This is a genomic window from Ciceribacter azotifigens (genome assembly GCF_048159625.1).
GTDB lineage: Bacteria > Pseudomonadota > Alphaproteobacteria > Rhizobiales > Rhizobiaceae > Allorhizobium > Allorhizobium azotifigens.
Genome location: NZ_JBLQTA010000009.1, coordinates 119774 through 136734 on the forward strand (window position 1 = coordinate 119774; position 16961 = coordinate 136734).

Annotated in this window: 20 protein-coding genes; 10 read left to right on the plus strand and 10 right to left on the minus strand. The window is 64.9% G+C overall.

Annotation, left to right across the window (positions count from 1 at the left end; genetic code table 11):
- From ACM6UT_RS14465 to ACM6UT_RS14475, 3 genes are all read right to left on the minus strand, one after another.
- On the minus strand, positions 1 to 636 hold the full coding sequence (locus ACM6UT_RS14465; RefSeq protein ID WP_416798043.1) for a response regulator transcription factor: 636 nt from the start codon (positions 634 to 636) through the stop codon (positions 1 to 3).
- On the minus strand, positions 633 to 2612 hold the full coding sequence (locus ACM6UT_RS14470) for a two-component system sensor histidine kinase NtrB (protein WP_416798044.1): 1980 nt from the start codon (positions 2610 to 2612) through the stop codon (positions 633 to 635). The genes ACM6UT_RS14465 and ACM6UT_RS14470 overlap by 4 nt, the downstream gene beginning before the upstream one ends.
- Positions 2613 to 2790: 178 nt before the next feature.
- On the minus strand, positions 2791 to 3153 hold the full coding sequence (locus ACM6UT_RS14475; protein ID WP_416798045.1) for an SHOCT domain-containing protein: 363 nt from the start codon (positions 3151 to 3153) through the stop codon (positions 2791 to 2793).
- 329 nt (positions 3154 to 3482) lie between these two features.
- Between ACM6UT_RS14475 and ACM6UT_RS14480 the strand changes: the two genes are divergently transcribed.
- The 3 genes from ACM6UT_RS14480 (at position 3483) to ACM6UT_RS14490 (ending at position 6700) form a co-directional block, all read left to right on the plus strand.
- The gene (locus ACM6UT_RS14480) at positions 3483 to 4505 is read left to right on the plus strand and encodes a TRAP transporter substrate-binding protein (RefSeq protein WP_416798046.1); all 1023 of its coding nucleotides are present in this window, start codon (positions 3483 to 3485) and stop codon (positions 4503 to 4505) included.
- 227 nt (positions 4506 to 4732) lie between these two features.
- Positions 4733 to 5374: a TRAP transporter small permease gene (locus ACM6UT_RS14485; RefSeq protein ID WP_416798047.1), complete on the plus strand. Its 642-nt coding sequence runs from the start codon at positions 4733 to 4735 to the stop codon at positions 5372 to 5374.
- Between the two features lie 3 nt (positions 5375 to 5377).
- Positions 5378 to 6700: a TRAP transporter large permease gene (locus ACM6UT_RS14490; RefSeq protein WP_416798048.1), complete on the plus strand. Its 1323-nt coding sequence runs from the start codon at positions 5378 to 5380 to the stop codon at positions 6698 to 6700.
- A gap of 69 nt (positions 6701 to 6769) precedes the next feature.
- Here ACM6UT_RS14490 and ACM6UT_RS14495 read toward each other — a convergent pair whose 3' ends face one another.
- The 4 genes from ACM6UT_RS14495 to ubiT are packed head-to-tail and all read right to left on the minus strand — an operon-like array spanning position 6770 to position 9609.
- Entirely contained in the window at positions 6770 to 7186 is a 417-nt protein-coding gene (locus ACM6UT_RS14495) for a hypothetical protein (protein WP_416798049.1), read from the minus strand.
- Positions 7183 to 8118, minus strand: coding sequence for a ubiquinone anaerobic biosynthesis protein UbiV (ubiV, locus tag ACM6UT_RS14500; protein ID WP_416798088.1), 936 nt, complete (start codon positions 8116 to 8118; stop codon positions 7183 to 7185). The genes ACM6UT_RS14495 and ubiV overlap by 4 nt, the downstream gene beginning before the upstream one ends.
- Before the next feature lie 13 nt (positions 8119 to 8131).
- Complete coding sequence (gene ubiU / locus ACM6UT_RS14505) at positions 8132 to 9109, minus strand: ubiquinone anaerobic biosynthesis protein UbiU (RefSeq protein WP_416798050.1); 978 nt, start codon at positions 9107 to 9109, stop codon at positions 8132 to 8134.
- Complete coding sequence (gene ubiT, locus ACM6UT_RS14510) at positions 9100 to 9609, minus strand: ubiquinone anaerobic biosynthesis accessory factor UbiT (RefSeq protein WP_416798089.1); 510 nt, start codon at positions 9607 to 9609, stop codon at positions 9100 to 9102. The genes ubiU and ubiT overlap by 10 nt, the downstream gene beginning before the upstream one ends.
- Positions 9610 to 9714: 105 nt before the next feature.
- Here ubiT and ACM6UT_RS14515 point away from each other — a divergent pair, with 105 nt between their 5' ends.
- On the plus strand, positions 9715 to 11223 hold the full coding sequence (locus tag ACM6UT_RS14515; protein WP_416798051.1) for a UbiD family decarboxylase: 1509 nt from the start codon (positions 9715 to 9717) through the stop codon (positions 11221 to 11223).
- Entirely contained in the window at positions 11220 to 11792 is a 573-nt protein-coding gene (locus ACM6UT_RS14520) for a UbiX family flavin prenyltransferase (RefSeq protein ID WP_416798052.1), read from the plus strand. Before ACM6UT_RS14515 ends, ACM6UT_RS14520 begins: the two co-directional genes overlap by 4 nt.
- Positions 11793 to 11795: 3 nt before the next feature.
- Here ACM6UT_RS14520 and ACM6UT_RS14525 read toward each other — a convergent pair whose 3' ends face one another.
- Genes ACM6UT_RS14525 through ACM6UT_RS14535 form a run of 3 tightly spaced genes read right to left on the minus strand, consistent with a single transcriptional unit; the run spans position 11796 to position 13105 of the window.
- A complete protein-coding gene (locus ACM6UT_RS14525; protein ID WP_416798053.1) occupies positions 11796 to 12482 on the minus strand; it encodes an NnrU family protein in 687 nt (228 codons plus the stop codon).
- 10 nt (positions 12483 to 12492) lie between these two features.
- Positions 12493 to 12939 carry a hemerythrin domain-containing protein gene (locus tag ACM6UT_RS14530; protein ID WP_416798054.1) on the minus strand — a complete coding sequence of 149 codons (447 nt, stop codon included), beginning with the start codon at positions 12937 to 12939 and terminating at the stop codon, positions 12493 to 12495.
- 10 nt (positions 12940 to 12949) lie between these two features.
- Positions 12950 to 13105, minus strand: coding sequence for a hypothetical protein (locus ACM6UT_RS14535; protein ID WP_112689107.1), 156 nt, complete (start codon positions 13103 to 13105; stop codon positions 12950 to 12952).
- Positions 13106 to 13230: 125 nt separating this feature from the next.
- Between ACM6UT_RS14535 and ACM6UT_RS14540 the strand changes: the two genes are divergently transcribed.
- From ACM6UT_RS14540 to ACM6UT_RS14560, 5 genes are all read left to right on the plus strand, one after another.
- Positions 13231 to 13782, plus strand: a complete 552-nt coding sequence (locus ACM6UT_RS14540; protein WP_416798055.1) for a cytochrome c oxidase subunit 3 — start codon at positions 13231 to 13233, stop codon at positions 13780 to 13782.
- Between the two features lie 4 nt (positions 13783 to 13786).
- Positions 13787 to 14065, plus strand: coding sequence for a cytochrome C oxidase subunit IV family protein (locus tag ACM6UT_RS14545; RefSeq protein WP_416798056.1), 279 nt, complete (start codon positions 13787 to 13789; stop codon positions 14063 to 14065).
- Between the two features lie 168 nt (positions 14066 to 14233).
- Complete coding sequence (locus ACM6UT_RS14550) at positions 14234 to 14686, plus strand: c-type cytochrome (RefSeq protein WP_416798057.1); 453 nt, start codon at positions 14234 to 14236, stop codon at positions 14684 to 14686.
- Positions 14687 to 14711: 25 nt separating this feature from the next.
- Complete coding sequence (locus ACM6UT_RS14555; protein ID WP_416798058.1) at positions 14712 to 16058, plus strand: cbb3-type cytochrome c oxidase subunit I; 1347 nt, start codon at positions 14712 to 14714, stop codon at positions 16056 to 16058.
- Between the two features lie 81 nt (positions 16059 to 16139).
- Positions 16140 to 16949: a CbbQ/NirQ/NorQ/GpvN family protein gene (locus ACM6UT_RS14560; protein WP_416798059.1), complete on the plus strand. Its 810-nt coding sequence runs from the start codon at positions 16140 to 16142 to the stop codon at positions 16947 to 16949.
- The last annotated feature ends 12 nt before the right edge of the window (positions 16950 to 16961 follow it).

Below are 16961 nucleotides of genomic sequence, written 5' to 3' on the forward strand. Positions count from 1 at the left end.
TCAGGCGAGCTCGATGCCGTGCGAGGCGAGGTTGGCGGCCAGTTCGACGGCATTCCGGGCCTGCATCTTGGCGAGGATACGGGCGCGGTGGACCTCGACGGTGCGCATGGAAATGGAAAGCGCATCCGCGATCTGCTTGTTCAGCATGCCTGCCATCAACAGCTTCAGCACGTCGAGCTCGCGGGTCGAAAGCTGCTGCAGTTGCTGTTCGATGATGGCTCGCTGGCGGCTTTCCGCCATCTTGCCAAAGCGCTTTTCGAGACAGGCGATGACGGTGTTGACGAGTTGGTTGTCGTTGAAGGGCTTCTCGATGAAATCGGCAGCGCCGGTCTTCAGCGCCTCGACGGCCACCGGCACGTCGCCGTGCCCGGTGAGGAATACGACGGGCGCCTCGGAGCCGGCGGCCTTCAGCCGGTTGAAGGTCTCGAGCCCTGACAGCCCGCCCATGCGCATGTCGAGGATGATGCAGGAAAAGGGCTCGAGCGGCAGGGCGCCGAGCAGCGCTTCACCGCTCTCGAACGGAATGGCGCGCATCTGCCTGGACATCAGGAGGAAGGCGAGGGAATCGCGGATCGCCGGATCGTCGTCGACGAGATAGACGGCGGCGTCCTTCAGGAAGGGCTTCGCTGTGATCATTCGGCCGCCGCCCTTTCGGGTTGGGGCACCGGCAGAACGATCGAAAAGATCGTGCCGCCAGTCGGGCCCGGCCGGTGTTCCAGCCGCCCGTGGTGGAGTTCTACGATCGTCCGGCAGATGTTGAGGCCCATGCCCATGCCGTCGTGCTTGCTTGTGACGAAGGGCTCGAAAAGACGGCCGGCCACCGTCGGCGAAATGCCCGACCCGCTGTCACGAACCTCGATTATCTGCTGGTCACCCTCCTGGCGGAGTTCCACCTCCAGCCGCACGCGCCGCGTCGACGGTCCCCCCATCGCCTCGATGCCGTTGCGCATCAGGTTGATCATCACCTGCTCCATCAGGATGCGGTCGGCCCGCACCGGCGCCAGGCCCTTCGGCGTCACGACCTTGATCGTCGCATTGTGGTTGCTGGCATCGGCTTCGAGAAAGGACGCCGTCTCGACGATGACGGAGGCGAGCTCGACGTCCTGGAACTGCGGGTCGCGCTTGCGCACGAAATCCTGTATGCGGCGGATGATCTGGCCGGCGCGCTCGGTCTGGAGCGAAAGCTTCTCGAGTGCCCCGGCCACCTGCCGGTGATCGCAATCGGGCGACTGCAAGAGGTTCAGCGAGCCCGCCGCATAGCTCGCGATCGCCGCCAGCGGCTGGTTGAGTTCATGGGCGAGCGAGGAAGCCATCTCGCCGAGCGTGACGAGGCGGCCGGTGCGCTGCAGGTTCTGCGACTGGATGCGGGCGATCTCGGCGGCCCGCTTCTGGTCGGAAATATCGATGATCGAGCCCATCCAGCCGCGATGCCGGCCATGGGCATCGACGAGCGGCGCCTCGAAGACCTGCACTTCGAGGTCGGAGCCGTCGCTGCGGCGAAAGCAGGTCTCGAAGCTTTGCATCTGGAGCCCGCCCTTGTTCAGCGCCTCGTGGCGCGCGAGCGTCTCGGCGATGCGGTCCTCGCGCCAATATGGCATCGGCGGCTTGCGCCCGGTCAGGTCCTCGGAGGTGAAGCCGGTCATCTGGCAGAAGGCGTTGTTGACGTAGAGGACCTTGCCGTCGTGGTCGCGGGCGCGCAGGCCGACGGTCAGGCTTTCCTCCATCGATCGCCGGAAGGCCATCTCCGACCGCAGCCGCATTTCAGCAGCCTGGCGTTTGAGGCCGTTGCGGTAGAGGACGAGGAGTGAGAAGACGGCGAAGAGCGACAGCCCCAGAATACCGGCGACGAGCAGGTTGTTCGAGAGGTTGCCGCCGACGCGGTAGCTCGATATGGCGAGCCACGCGCCGGCGAGCGGCGGATCGAAACTGATCTTGTGGGTGAGGCTCGTGTCGGTCGGCTCGACACGAGTCTTTTCCGCGAGCACGACATTGTCGATGTCGACGAGTTGTACGGCATATTTCTCGGTGATCCACCAGGGGATCTGGCGTGCGATCAGCGAGCGGATCGATATGATCGCGGACACACTGCCGCCATCCCCGAGCGCAGTCGAGATGCTGGTCACGAGATCGCCGTCGGCCGTCTTGGTGAGCGGCCCGTAGATCGGCCTGACGCTCGCAGCCGCGGCAGCCTGCTGGGGCAGCGGCGGGGTCCGGTCGACCTCGGCAGCACCTTCCGGAACGGAGAAGACCGGCCGGCCCTCGGCGTCGAAGAGGGCGATGCTCAGGACTTCCGGATTGTTCTGCAGGTGGATACGGGCGCGGTCGCCGAACTGCGGCAGCCCGATCTGGTGATGAGCATGATCGAGCGCCAGCCGCGCGATGGCATCCTCGTCCACGGAGAGCTGGAAGCGCAGCGTCTGTTCGACCCAGAGCGCGTCCGAGATGAGCGTGGTGCGCAGCCGCTCGTTTTCATTGTAGTTGATGGCCCAGAGGAGCAGCGAAATCATCGCCGTGAGCACGACGATGGTCACGAGCGGGATCACCTGCAGCAGGTCGTGCCTGCCGCCGTCACCGGAATCGGGTCCGTCACTGCTGGATCTGAAGATCGTCAAGCCGCTTTTGGTGCCTCCCCGCGCGACTTCTACGCCAAAAGCGGCGGGATTTCGACAAAAAAGCGCACCGGCGTCCAGCCGCCGGAGCCGGCATCAGGAGGCGGTGCGGCGGTCATGACCGGTGTTCGGCTCCGGCGACGGGCCGGAGCACGGTTCGGCAGAAAACAGGCCGCGGGGCTCAGTCCATCAGCCGCTTCTTGCGCTCGTCAAATTCCTGGTGGTCGATCTCGCCGCGCGCATAGCGGTCCTTGAGAAGGTCGAGCGCCTTGCCGCTGCCGGACGCGTTCGAAGGCAGGTTGATCGCGCCCATGTACTTGAGAGCGTAGATGATCCCGACGACGATCGCCACCAGGATGAGAATCATGAAGATCGGCCCGAATATCATACCAACGCCTCCCCACTGATCGCCCCACATCATTCCGTGGCCATAGTAATACGGTCTGTCCCGAGGGTCGGATCCGGCCTGGGCGAGAACCGGAATTGCCGATGCTGCGAAGATTGCGGCTGTGGCCGCCGTGCGGGCGAAAGTCTTGCTGTACATCTGAGACTCCCAAGCTGGTGAAAATCACGATAAGCTTAATTAGTAATCCTGAAAGCGGCCTCCGGCAATGCCGGATCGCTGCTGCCAACGTGCGAAGTAATTGACAGAACGCGAAAATCAGGACGTCCGAATGAAACGGTCGCCCGTCGAGAGGCGCTGGCTTCACGCTGATCCGCGTGTCTGTCGCCGGCGGGCGGACGGGCATGGCCATGTGGAAATCCACAATAGCGCCACATTTCACGAGGGCCTAAGAGAGCGACAGTCCGGGTGGTGGAACGCGGGGGGACAGTTCTCGCGTGGGCCCGGAGCATATCAGGAGGAGATATCCCATGTTCGACCGCCGCACTTTCCTTAGGACTGCCGCTGCAGTCTCGTTCTCCGTTTCCGCCTTCGCGCTCGCCGCATCCGGCGCCGTCGCTGCCGATCCGATCGTGATCCGCTTCTCGCACGTCGTCGCACCCGATACGCCGAAGGGCAAGGGCGCGGACAAGTTCAAGGAACTCGCCGAGAAGTACACGAACGGCGCCGTGAAGATCGAGGTCTACCCGAACTCGCAGCTCTACAAGGACAAGGAAGAACTCGAGGCCCTGCAGCTCGGCGCCGTCCAGATGCTCGCGCCGTCGCTCGCCAAGTTCGGCCCGCTGGGTCTCAAGGAATTCGAGGTCTTCGACCTTCCTTACATCTTCTCCGGCTATGACAGCCTGCACAAGGTGACCTACGGCCCCGTCGGCAAAGGCCTGCTCGACTTGCTCGGTTCCAAGGGCATCCAGGGTCTCGCCTTCTGGGACAACGGCTTCAAGATCATGAGCGCCAACAGCCCGCTGAAGACGCCTGACGACTTCCTCGGCCTGAAGATGCGCATCCAGTCCTCCAAGGTTCTGGAAGCCGAGATGAACGCGCTCGGCGCAGTTCCGCAGGTCATGGCCTTCTCGGAAGTCTATCAGGCGCTGCAGACCGGCGTCGTCGACGGCACCGAGAACCCGCCGTCCAACATGTATACGCAGAAGATGCACGAGGTGCAGAAGCACGCGACACTCTCCAACCACGGCTACCTCGGCTATGCGGTGATCGTGAACAAGAAGTTCTGGGACGAACTGCCGGCCGACGTCCGCGGCAACCTCGAAAAGGCGATGACCGAAGCGACGGAATACGCCAACGGCATCGCCAAGGAAGAGAACGATAAGGCGCTGGAAGCGATGAAGGCCGCCGGCACCACCGAGTTCCACGAGCTCACCGCCGACGAACTCGCCGCCTGGCACAAGGCGCTGCTGCCGGTTCACGACGAGATGGCCGACCGTATTGGCGCCGACCTCGTCAAGCAGGTGCAGCAGGAAGCCGGCGTCGCCAAGTAAGGCGCGCCTCAGCGACAATCGGCGCCGCATTGTCCGCCCCTCGATGCGGAACGGTGCGGCGCCTTTTCTGGACAATCGGCCCGCGCGGGTCCGGCCTTTCGGGGTATCGGCAAGCGGGCGTGACCGGCACGGCCCGGCAGCTCGCCAGACAGATCGATGTTCCGGCCTTTCCGGATCCGACGAGCGGGCGCATGAGGTCGGTCGATGCGACCGAGGAGGTCCCTTTCATGCTTCGCATCCTTGACAGGCTCGAGGAGATCCTGATCGCCACTCTGATCGCGGTGGCGACGGGGATCATCTTCGTCGCTGTGGTTCACCGATACTCCCTCGGACTGCTCGCTGACGCGGTCAGTCTGTCCCGAAGCCTGGATATGCCCTGGCTGATGGGATTTTCGCGCACGCTCTATTTCGGCCTGCGTTCCGTCAATCTCGTCTGGGCGCAGGAGCTCTGCATTATCCTCTTCGTGTGGATGGCCAAGTTCGGCGCCGCCTACGGTGTGCGTACCGGTATCCATGTCGGCATCGACGTCGTGATCAACCGCATGCAACCCAGGAATCGTGGCCGCATGATCCTGTTTGGCCTCCTCGCGGGCGCCTTCTTCACCGGCGTCATCGCGACACTCGGTGCGAACTTCGTCTTCCACATGTATCACACGGATGCGATTTCGCCGGACCTCGAAGTACCCATGTGGCTCGTCTATCTGGCAATTCCGCTCGGCTCCGCGCTCATGTGCTTCCGCTTTCTGCAGGTCGCCTGGAACTTCAGCCGTACAGGAGAACTGCCCCACCACGACCACGGACACGTGGACGGGATGGATGAAGAGGCCGAGGCGATTGCCGCAAGCCCGCTGACTGCGAAGGATCACTGAGCCATGAACGCGACACTCATTTTCGGAGGGCTCATCGCCCTCATGCTGACCGGCATGCCGATCTCGATCGCGCTCGGCCTTACCGTTCTCGCCTTCCTGTTCACGATGACGGCGGTGCCGATCGACACCGTGGCGCTGAAGCTCTTCACCGGCATCGAGAAGTTCGAGATCATGGCGATCCCGTTCTTCATCCTCGCCGGCAACTTCCTGACCCATGGCGGCGTCGCCCGCCGCATGATCAACTTCGCGACGTCGATGGTGGGGCATTGGCACGGCGGGCTCGGGCTTGCGGGCGTCATGGCCTGCGCGCTGTTCGCGGCCGTGTCCGGCTCCTCGCCCGCGACCGTCGTGGCGATCGGTTCGGTGATCCTGCCGGCGATGACCCGCCAGGGCTTCCCGAAACAGTTCGGCGCAGGCGTCATCACAACGTCCGGCGCGCTCGGCATCCTGATCCCGCCGTCGATCGTCATGGTCATGTATTCGGTCGCCACCTCGGGCATGCAGGCGACCGGCCCCGACGGTCAGGTCGTTTCGTCGGCATCGGTCGGCGAGCTCTTCATGGCCGGCGTGATCCCGGGTCTCATCCTCGCCTCGCTGCTTGCGGCCACCACCTGGTACCGCGCCTACAAGAACGACTACCCGCGGCTGCCGAAGGCGACCTGGCTCCAACGCTGGCAGACCTTCCGCAAGGCCGTGTGGGGTCTGCTGCTGATCATCATCGTCATCGGTGGCATCTACACCGGCGTCTTCACGCCGACCGAAGCCGCGGCGATGAGCGCCGTCTATGCCTTCTTCATTGCCGTCTTCGTCTACAAGGACCTGACGCTCTCGGATATTCCGCGGGTGCTGCTGTCCTCCGCCAACATGTCGGCGATGCTGCTCTACATTATCACCAACGCCGTCCTGTTCTCCTTCTTGATGACGCACGAGAACATTCCGCAGGCGCTCGGCGAATGGATGGTGAACTCGGGCCTGAACTGGTGGATGTTCCTGATCGCCGTCAACATCCTGCTGCTCGCCGCCGGCAACTTCATGGAGCCGTCGTCGATCGTGCTGATCATGGCGCCGATCCTTTTCCCGGTCGCCGTGCGTCTCGGCATCGATCCGGTGCATTTCGGCATCATGATCGTCGTCAACATGGAGGTCGGCATGTGCCACCCGCCGGTCGGCCTCAATCTCTACGTGGCCTCAGGCATCACCAAGATGGGGATCACCGAGCTGACGGTCGCCGTCATGCCCTGGCTGCTCACCATGCTGGCCTTCCTGCTCGCGGTGACCTACATCCCGGAAATCTCGCTCTTCCTGCCGCGGTTCCTCGGCATGTAAGACCGACTTCGGGGACGCCGGGCGGACGCGCGTTCGCCCGGTGAAGCGTCCTGGAGATGGAGATCCCTGTTACGCCTCGCCGCTCGCCGGTGGGGCGACGCCGTTTTCGAGGTTCAGCAGCTCGCGCAGCTGGGCCGAGCCGTCCGCGGCAGCCGCCGCGATGTCGTCGAAGAGCAGGCTCGCTTCGGCAAGCAGGCTCGGATCCGGATCGACGCTGGTGATCGTGTCGAAATCGTAGAGCAGGCCGAGCAGTGCCGCGATCTTGTGCTGCTGGTCATGGGCGGCGGCGAGCAGGCGTTTCTGCTCCTTCCGCTGCTCCATCTGTTCCATCCGCGTCAGCGCCCTTTCCACCTTCTCGCGGCAGGCGCAATCGAGCGCCGTGTTCATCACCACCGTGCGCACCTGGCCGATCGCCTCGCGAAGGCCGCGCCGGTGCACCGGGGCAGGCGAGGCATTGTCGATGACCGTCAAAGTGTCGCGCGTCATGTCTGCGCTCCGTGGGCTGTGTTGCGGGCCCTTGCGACCCAGGCGGCCCCCTCCCGCGCATGATGGAAGCCGTTCGAGAGCGGCACGTCGGGATAGATTGCCCCGATCCGGGCGACCGCCTCGTCCGCGTCGATCCGTTCGGCAAGCGCGTCCTCATAGACCTGCGCAATCGCCGCCATGTCGCAGTCCTGCGGCGACAAGCGGAAGCGCGAGACGCCGGCGGTGACGAGATCCGGCAGTTCGCCGACCAGCGCCTGGCAGGTGTGGGAAACCGTCTGAACGCCATTGAGCGCGAGGAAGGACTGCCGGTCGAGCGTGCGGACCGGCATTCCGTCCGGTTCCTCGCCGCAGACGAACTGGCAGTTGTCCTTGATCTGGCCCTTGGCGCGGGCGTGCGCGCAGCGTGCGGAAATCGCCAGCGGAATGCGGCCGAAGGCGAAGACCTCGAAGGCGATGCCGGGGGCGCCCGCCGCGATCTCGGCTACGGAAGCCATCGAAAGCTCCGGCGGCAGGCAGATCGAACTCGCCCCGCGGGCGGCGAGAAGCTTCGCAGTCGCGGCGTTGTAGACGTTGATCAGTGGCCCGACCGTGTGCCGCTTGCCGGCCAGAAGTCCGAGCGCGGAAAGGTCGTTCGCCTCGACGATATGGGCGCTGTCGCGGATGAGGTTGCGGACGTGCTGGGCCTCGCGCTCGATCGTCACCAGCGCCAGCGTCGAAAGCCGCACGGACTTGCTCGCCGCCTCGAGCCGCTCCACCACCTCGGCGAGATGCGGCTCTGTAAAATGCAGGCGCTTGGAGCAGACCGTCTCTCCGATAACCACCTCGCCGACGGGTGCCTCGTCGGCGATGCGGAAATAGAAGTCGCGCCATTTCGGGCCGTCCCAGAGATAGAGAACGGGCCCGAGTACCAGTGCCGGATTGGCTGAAACCATGGTCATGTCCTTGTTATCTCCAGCGCTTTTCGTAGGCGCCGGACGTCGTCTTCTGGCCTTCGCTGAGGAGCCGGAGACGAGAGAGCAATGCCGGTCGCGCCGCCGCATCGGCGGCAAGCGCCTGCCGCAGCGTCGATACCACCTCGGCCACATAGGCCTTGCCGCGTTGCCGCCCCTCGACCTTGAGCGCGCAGACGCCCGCCGCGCGAAGTGCGTCGAGGTGATCCATGACGTCGAGCGAGACCGGGTCCTCGAAGGCGTAGCCGCTGTCGCCGCCGGTTTCGAAACGCCCCTTGCAGAGCGTCGGATAGCCGGCGGCCTCGCCGGCCGGGAAGCGGTTGATCGTGTATTCGCCGAGCTCGGAGACGAGTTCGGCGCCGTCCTGCCGGTAGCGCACGTGACTTGCCGGCGAGCACACGCCGTTCATGTTCGGCGACTTGCCGGTGGCATAGGAGGAGAGCGAGCACCGCCCTTCGGCCATGACGCAGAGCCCGCCGAAGACGAAGACCTCGATCTCGCAGCGGATCTGCGGCGCCAGCCGGGCGATGTCGGCAATCGTCAGCGTGCGCGGCAGCACCACGCGCTTCGCATTGAAGGCGTCGACCAGAAAGTTGATCGCGTCGGCATTGGAGGCGGAGGCCTGCACCGAGACATGCAGGCGCTGGTCGGGATGCTTTTCCGCGACATAGGCCATGAGGCCAAAGTCGGCGAGGATCAGCGCATCTGCACCGAGCCGCACGGCCTCGTCGGCCGCCTTGTACCAGATGTCTTCGGCGCCGGCGCGCATGAAGGTATTGAGCGCGACGAAGGTCATGACGCCCTTGCGCTTGGCGAAGGCGATCGCCTCGCCGAGTTCGGCCGGCGTGAAATTGAGGCCGGGGAAGTTGCGGGCATTGGTCTCGTCGCGGAAGCCGCAATAGACGGCGTCCGCGCCGGCATTGACGGCCTCGCGGAAGGCGGCGGGCGTTCCCGCCGGGCAGATCAGTTCCATTGGCCGGCCTCCCCGGTCAGCGCGCGGTCGCGGACATAGGTGAGCGCCCTGCTGACGAGCGGCGCAAGGGGGCCGGAGGCCTGGCCGAGATCCTTCGGCAGGTCGATATTGCTGTCGTCGAGAGCGTTCCTCAGTGCCAGCATCGCCTCCATGTCGCCGGTGACGGTCAGGTCGCGCGAGAAGAACAGGGCGTCGGCGTCGCAGCGACCTTCGAGCAGCGCCAGAAGCAGGAAGAGCGGCCCCTGCACGGCGGCATCGGCCTCCGGCCGCTTCGGCTTGCGGACGACGGTGAGCGAGAGGCGGGAGGGCTCGACGAGGAAGCCGATCGGCAGGTCGTCCGGCACGAAGCCATAGCGCTTCTGGCGATACTCGCCCAGCCGTTCGAACAGGCCGGGATGGGCCTTCAGGACCCGGGTGAAGGCCAGCCTCGCCGCACGTTCGATCATGAAGACCGGAATGACGCCAAGGGGGTCGGCGAGGGCAGGCGGAACACGCATCAGGAGCACCTTTCGAAAGGGGAGGTCGCGCCATGCTAACGGCATCGAGGATGCGGTCATTTGAGCCAGCGCAAAGACATGCAGGTTTTCCTCCGCCACAGAGGCGGGATGACCCAAGCTCCCCCAGCCATCCGCCGTTTCTCCGATCTCCAGCATTTCATGGGCGAACTCGAGCGGCGCGGCCGTCTGAAGCGGGTGGAAAAGCCCGTCTCGCTCGTCCACGAGATCACCGAAATCCACCGGCGGACGCTTGAGGCCGGTGGTCCGGCGCTGCTCTTCGAAAAACCGGTCGATGCCGCGGGCAAGGTTTGCGGCGTCCCGCTTCTCGCCAATCTCTTCGGCACGCGCGAACGCATCGAGTGGGGCTTCGGGCTCGAGAACGGTGGCCTGCCGCGGCTGGCCGCCATGCTCGCCGACCTGCGCGATCCGCGGCCGCCGAAATCCATGCGCGATGCGTGGGGCAAGCTGCCGCTCCTGAGGGCTGCACTGTCCATGCGTCCGCGAAACGTCACCCGTCCGCCGGTGCAGGACATTGTCTGGCGCGACGAGGAGATCGATCTCGGGCGCCTGCCGATCCAGTGGTGCTGGCCGGGCGAACCGGCGCCGCTGGTCACCTGGCCGCTCGTCATCACCCGGGCGCCGGACGATCCGACCGACGTCAATGTCGGCATCTACCGCATGCAGGTCCTCGACGGAAAGCGCCTGATCATGCGCTGGCTCGCCCATCGCGGCGGCGCCCGCCACCACCGGATGTGGCAGAAGCTCGGGCAGGACATGCCGGTGACGGTCGCGATCGGTGCCGATCCGGCGACGATCCTCGCCGCTGTCATGCCGCTGCCGGAGGGTATGAGCGAGATGAATTTCGCCGGACTTCTGAAGGGCAGGCGTTCCGAGCTTGCCCCGGCGCTCACCGTCCCGCTTTGCGTGCCGGCCAATGCCGAGATCGTGCTCGAAGGCACGGTGTCCGCAAGCGAGACGGCGGAGGAGGGACCTTACGGCGACCATACCGGCTACTACAACAGCGTCGAGCGCTTCCCGGTGATGACACTTTCGGCGATCACCACGCGTCGCAACCCGGTCTATCTCTCGACCTATACGGGCCGACCGCCCGACGAGCCGTCCGTGCTCGGCGATGCGATGAGCGAGATCTTCCTGCCGCTCGTCAAGCGGCAGTATCCGGAGATTGCCGATCTCTGGCTGCCGCCGGAGGCATGCTCCTACCGCGCCATGGTGGTCGCAATCGACAAGCGCTATCCCGGACAGGCGCGGCGGGTGATGATGGGATTGTGGTCGATGTTGCCGCAGTTCAGCTACACGAAGCTCATCATCGCCGTCGACCCGGATATCAATGTGCGCAGCTGGCCCGACATCGCCTGGGCGCTGTCTACCCGCTTTGACGCGAGCCGCGACGTCACCGTGATCGCCGACACGCCGATCGACTATCTCGATTTCGCCTCGCCGAAACCCGGCCTCGGCGGCAAGCTCGGCCTCGACGCCACGACCAAGATCACGCCGGAAAGCGAACGCGAGTGGGGCCGGGTGCTGAAGATGTCGCCGGAGGTCACGGCGAAGGTCGATGCGATCTGGGCGGACCTCGGGATCGGAGAGACGCCATGAGCCGGACGCGGATCGTACTCGGTGTCTCCGGTGCTTCGGGCGCCGCCATTCCGCTCCGCATCCTGGAGCGGTTGCAGGAAATCGAGGATGTCGAAACCCATCTCGTCGTTTCCGAGGCGGCGCGGCGGACCCTGTCCCACGAATGCGGTCCCGGCGCCTTGGGGCGCCTGCTGGCGATGGCAACCGAGAACCATCCGATCCGCGACGTAGGCGCCGCGATCGCCAGCGGCTCGTTCCGCACGGCAGGCATGATCGTCGCGCCGTGCTCGATGCGCACGCTTGCGGCGATCGCGACCGGCATCGCCGACAACCTTCTCGTCCGTGCCGCCGATGTCCATCTCAAGGAGCGCCGCCGGCTGATCCTGCTTGCGCGGGAAACGCCGCTTCATCTCGGCCACCTGCGCAACATGTGCTCCGTCGCCGAGATGGGCGCGATCGTCATGCCGCCGGTTCCGGCCTTTTATCACAGGCCCGAAAGCGTGGAGGCGATCGTCGATCATATCGCCGCCCGCGCGATCGATCTCCTCGGCCTGCCGATCCCGCCGCTTGCACGCGAATGGGAAGGCTGAGCGTCAGGAGCCGGCGAGCAGAAGAGGATCGGCGCCGAAGAGGAAAAGATGGCCGCCGGCGAGCAGCCAGAGGGTGATGAGGGCCGTCAGCACGAAGGCTGCGATGATCTCCCGGTCGATCCGGAAGGAGACCCGTCCGGTAAGGATCGCCGCAAAGGGAATGAGCGGGGTAGGGGCCGTCTCGGTCGTCCAGTCGCCGGTGAGCCGCCGGCGGGCGCGACGGTCGAGCATGAAGAAGCCGCCGAAGGAAAAGAGTGCCAGTCCGCCGAAGAGCAGAAGCGAACGCAGGTCGCCGTTCGGCACGAGGTGCCCGAGCGCCCAGAAGCTGAAGCCCCACAAAACGGGATGGCGGGTGACGGCGACGATCGCGCCCGTCGGCGCCTCGGAACTGCGCAGCGTGATCGAGAACGGATTGCCGGAGAAGAGCCCGGCCAGCACGAAGAACACGCCGACCGGCGCGGCGACCAGCGTCACCATCGCCTGCCAGGGCGCGGGCTCCCATAGCTCGACATAATCCATCCGGAGTGCCGCATAGAACAGCCAGGCGATAGCGGCGACCGAAGCGAGCGAATAGAGGCCGAGATAAAGCCGCCGGCCGAGCGTGGCGATCAGCCGCCCTCGGATGGCCGGGATCGCCGGAACCGAATGCAGCGCGAGGAACACGGCGAAGGCGATCACGAATTCGGTCATGGCGGCGAGCTTACATGACGCTGTCGGGCGTGCCAAACATTTCGATCAGGCTCTTTTCCGCCGCGACATGGCGGCGCAGGCATTCGAAGAAGCCGCGCAGCATATAACCGACCGTGTCGAAGGAAAGGCCGCAGTGATTGTCGAGCATCGCATCCAGCGTCAGGGCCACCTCTTCGGCGGCAATCCTGTCGCACATGTGCTCGCCTTTCAGCCGGTCGATCGTCATCGCCGAGAAGCAGGAACCGGCGCTTTCCTCAAGAAAGGGATAGAGGACCAGCTCCTCCACGGTCTGCGTGCGGGTGAGCACGGGAACGATCTCCGTGGCGACCTGCTGGCAGAGGTCGTAGTCGAGGCTGAAGGGAAGCGAATCGGCGATTGTCTCCAGGCGGTCGCAGAGGCTCAGAAGTTCCTCGTGGTTGTGCCGGATCGCCTCGGTCTTGGTGCTGGGGGGCATCATTGCGAGGGTCCTAGCGGTCGATGAAGAGCACGGCGGCGATCGCCACCGAGGCAAGTACGGCCGAGATCGTCCCGGTGCGTTGCAGGACGCCCATGCGATAGAGCATGAGCGCGAACGCGATGATGACGGGGGTGGCCACGGAAAGGCCGATATGGGCGTCGGTCACGGGGAATTCTCCTGTTCTGCCGCAATCCTAGGCCGCCTGCCGTGCCGTTCTTTGTGATTTCGCAAAGAAGCATGCGGCCCATCCACTAAAGAGAGGCGACCGAAACGGAACGGGGTGCCCTTGCCATGGCCGATATGACCGTAACGACTTTCGCGGAGAGCGAGGAGGGCGACACACTCCTCCTGTGGATTCTGGCCTGGAGCGAACTCGTCGCCTTCGGCATCCTGATCGGTGCCTTTCTGATCGCGTCAGTCATCGATCCGCTGGCCTTTTCCACCGCGCAGATGCATCTGCGGCCGGGGCTTGCCGCAATCAACACGCTCGTCCTCCTGACGAGCGGCTGGCAGGCGGCGCTCGCCGCCCGTCCCGGCGCGTCGCTTGCCGAGACCCGCCGCGGGCTTTTGCTGGCGGCATTGTTCGGCCTCGTCTTCCTCGCGGTGAAACTCTTCGAGTACAGCGGCGAGATCGGTGTGGCCGGCGACGAGAGCTTCGGAGTCTTCTTCGAACTCTATTTCCTGGTGACCGGCTTTCATCTGCTCCACGTCGTCTTCGGCTCCGCGGTGCTTGCGCTGGTCGCCTGGCGGCCGACGCGCAGCAACGTCGCGCTCATCACCACGCTCTGGCACGTGATCGACCTCGTCTGGATCGTCCTGTTCCCGCTTTTCTATCTGGTCTGACGCCATGGCCCACGGAACCACAAGACAGCTCAACCTCGCCTACGCGATCCTGATCGCGCTGGCACTTTCCGGCGTGGTGCTCGCGGCATGGGGTGCCGCGCTTCCTGCGGCAGGGGCGGGAATCCTCGTGCTTGCGGTCCTGAAGGCGCGCTTCGTCATCATCGATTTCATGGGGCTCGGCGCGGCGCCGCCGGCCCTGCGCATCGGCCTCATCGCCTGGCCGGTCGCCTTCGCGCTCGCCGGCCTCGGCAAGATCGTGCTCTCGGCGGTACTCGCCGGCTGAGCCTCCGTTCTGATCTTTGCCAAAACGCAAAGAACAGATCGGGGGAAGCTCTAGAAGAGGCTCGTCCCGCCCAGTGTGCGTACTCCCAGCGACGCCTGGCACGGGACACGGGGGACAACCCACGCTGGCGCGCCGACGCGCCCGCCTGGACTAGGAAAGGACCATGGGATGGCAGAGCGCCTAACCAAGACCGGGGCCCGCAACGTCTTTTATGGCGGCTCCATCTTCTTCTTCACGATCTTCGTGGGCCTCACGGCCCACAGCCACTATTACATGAGAACGACCTCCACGGACGAGACGACGCTGACCGACGGCGTCGCCCGCGGCAAGCACGTCTGGGAAAAGAATTCCTGCATCAACTGCCATACGCTGCTCGGCGAGGGCGCCTATTTCGCGCCGGAACTCGGAAACGTCTGGAAGCGCTGGGGTGGCGACACCGATCCCGCCGCCGCGCGCGACACCCTCAAGGCCTGGATGGCCGCCCAGCCCTCCGGCGTCGAGGGACGCCGCCAGATGCCGCAGTTCAACCTGACGGAACAGGAGCTCAACGATCTCGCCGACTTCCTTGAATGGACGAGCAAGATCAAGACGCAGAACTGGCCGCCGAACGACGCCGGTTGAGAGCGAGCGACAAGGAGAAAAGACGATGAAATATCAAACCCAAAAGGTCGCGATGCTGTACTTCTACGGCGCGCTCGGCCTCTTCCTCGCCCAGGTTCTCTTCGGCGTCCTCGCCGGCACGATCTACGTGCTGCCGAACACGCTTTCCGAGCTTGTGCCCTTCAACATCGTGCGCATGATCCACACCAATGCGCTGATCGTCTGGTTGCTTATGGGCTTCATGGGCGCCACCTACTACCTGATCCCCGAGGAGACCGAGACTGAGCTCTTCAGCACGAAGATCGCCATCGCCCAGTTCTGGATCTTCCTCGGCGCCGCAGCGGTCGCAGTGGTCGGCTATCTGTTCCACATCCACGAGGGCCGCGAGTTCCTCGAACAGCCCTTCGCGATCAAGGTCGGCATCGTGATCGTCGCGCTGATGTTCCTCTTCAACATCACGCTGACGGTGCTGAAGGGTCGCAAGACCGTCGTCACCAACATCCTGATCTTCGGTCTCTGGGGCGTCGCGATCTTCTTCCTCTTCGCCTTCTACAATCCGGCGAACCTCGCGCTCGACAAGATGTACTGGTGGTACGTCGTCCATCTCTGGGTCGAGGGCGTATGGGAACTGATCATGGCGTCCGTGCTCGCCTTCCTGATGATCAAGCTCAACGGCATCGACCGCGAGGTCGTCGAGAAGTGGCTCTACGTCATCGTCGGCCTGGCGCTCTTCTCCGGCATCCTCGGCACCGGCCACCACTTCTACTGGATCGGCGCCCCGGGCTACTGGCAGTGGATCGGCTCGCTCTTCTCGACCCTCGAAGTGGCGCCCTTCTTCACCATGGTGATCTTCACCTTCGTGATGACCTGGAGGGCTGGCCGCAAGCATCCGAACCGCGCCGCGCTCCTCTGGTCGATCGGCTGCTCGGTGATGGCGTTCTTCGGCGCCGGCGTCTGGGGTTTCCTGCACACGCTGTCCTCGGTGAACTACTACACCCACGGCACGCAGGTCACCGCCGCCCACGGTCACCTCGCCTTCTTCGGCGCCTATGTGATGCTGAACCTCGCGATGATGGCCTATGCCGTGCCGGAAATCCGCGGACGTGCACCGTATAACCAGTGGCTCTCCATGGTCAGCTTCTGGGCGATGTGCACGGCGATGTCGGTGATGACCTTCGCGCTCACCTTCGCAGGCGTCCTCCAGGTGCATCTGCAGCGCGTTCTCGGCGAAAGCTACATGGACGTGCAGGACCAGCTCGCCCTCTTCTACTGGATCCGCCTGGGTTCGGGGGCGGTGGTGCTGGTTTCGGCGCTGATGTTCATCTGGGCGATCCTGGTGCCGGGCAAGAAGCGCGAGCCGACCTACACGGGCCTCACACAGCCGGCGGAGTGATCTCTCCGCGACCGCTACGCTACCTCCCCGGTGAGGGGAGGTAGCAGGCCCCATAAAATTCCAGCACAAGGAACACCCCCAATGAACCTGATGCTCAAGACCGCGTCCGCATCCGCCGACATCCCGTCCTATACGCCGGCCGGCAACGAGTGCGCTCTTTTCGAAACGGCCTGGACCCGGCAGCTGCCGCTGCTCCTCAAGGGGCCGACGGGCTGCGGCAAGACCCGCTTCGTGAGCCACATGGCGGCGAAGCTCGGCGTCCCGCTGTCTACCGTTTCCTGCCATGACGACCTCGCTGCCGCGGATCTCACCGGCCGCTACCTGCTGAAGGGTGGAGACACGGTCTGGGTCGACGGGCCGCTCACCCGGGCGGTGCGCGAAGGGGGCATCTGCTATCTCGACGAGGTAGTCGAGGCCCGCAAGGACGTTGCCGTCGTATTGCATCCGCTGACCGACGACCGCCGCATCCTGCCGCTTGAACGGACCGGCGAGGAGCTCGAAGCCCCGCCCGGCTTCATGCTCGTCGTTTCCTACAACCCCGGCTATCAGAATCTCCTGAAGACGCTGAAGCCTTCGACGCGGCAGCGCTTCGTGGCAATCGAGTTCGACTTCCTGCCGAAGGAGCAGGAGATCGCCGTCGTCTCCGCCGAAAGCGGCCTGCCCGAAGGCCGGGTCGCCATGCTCGTCGAGCTTGCCCGAAAGCTCCGGGCGCTGAAGGGCCACGACCTCGAGGAAGGCGTCTCGACCCGCCTGCTCGTCTACTGCGCGAGCCTGGTCGACGCGGGACTGTCGATCCGCGAAGCGGTGCGCTCGGCGATGATCGAGCCCCTGACCGACGAACCGGACGTGCGCGCCGGACTTCTCGAAGTCGCCGATGCGGTGATCCGCTGAGAGGACCGGACC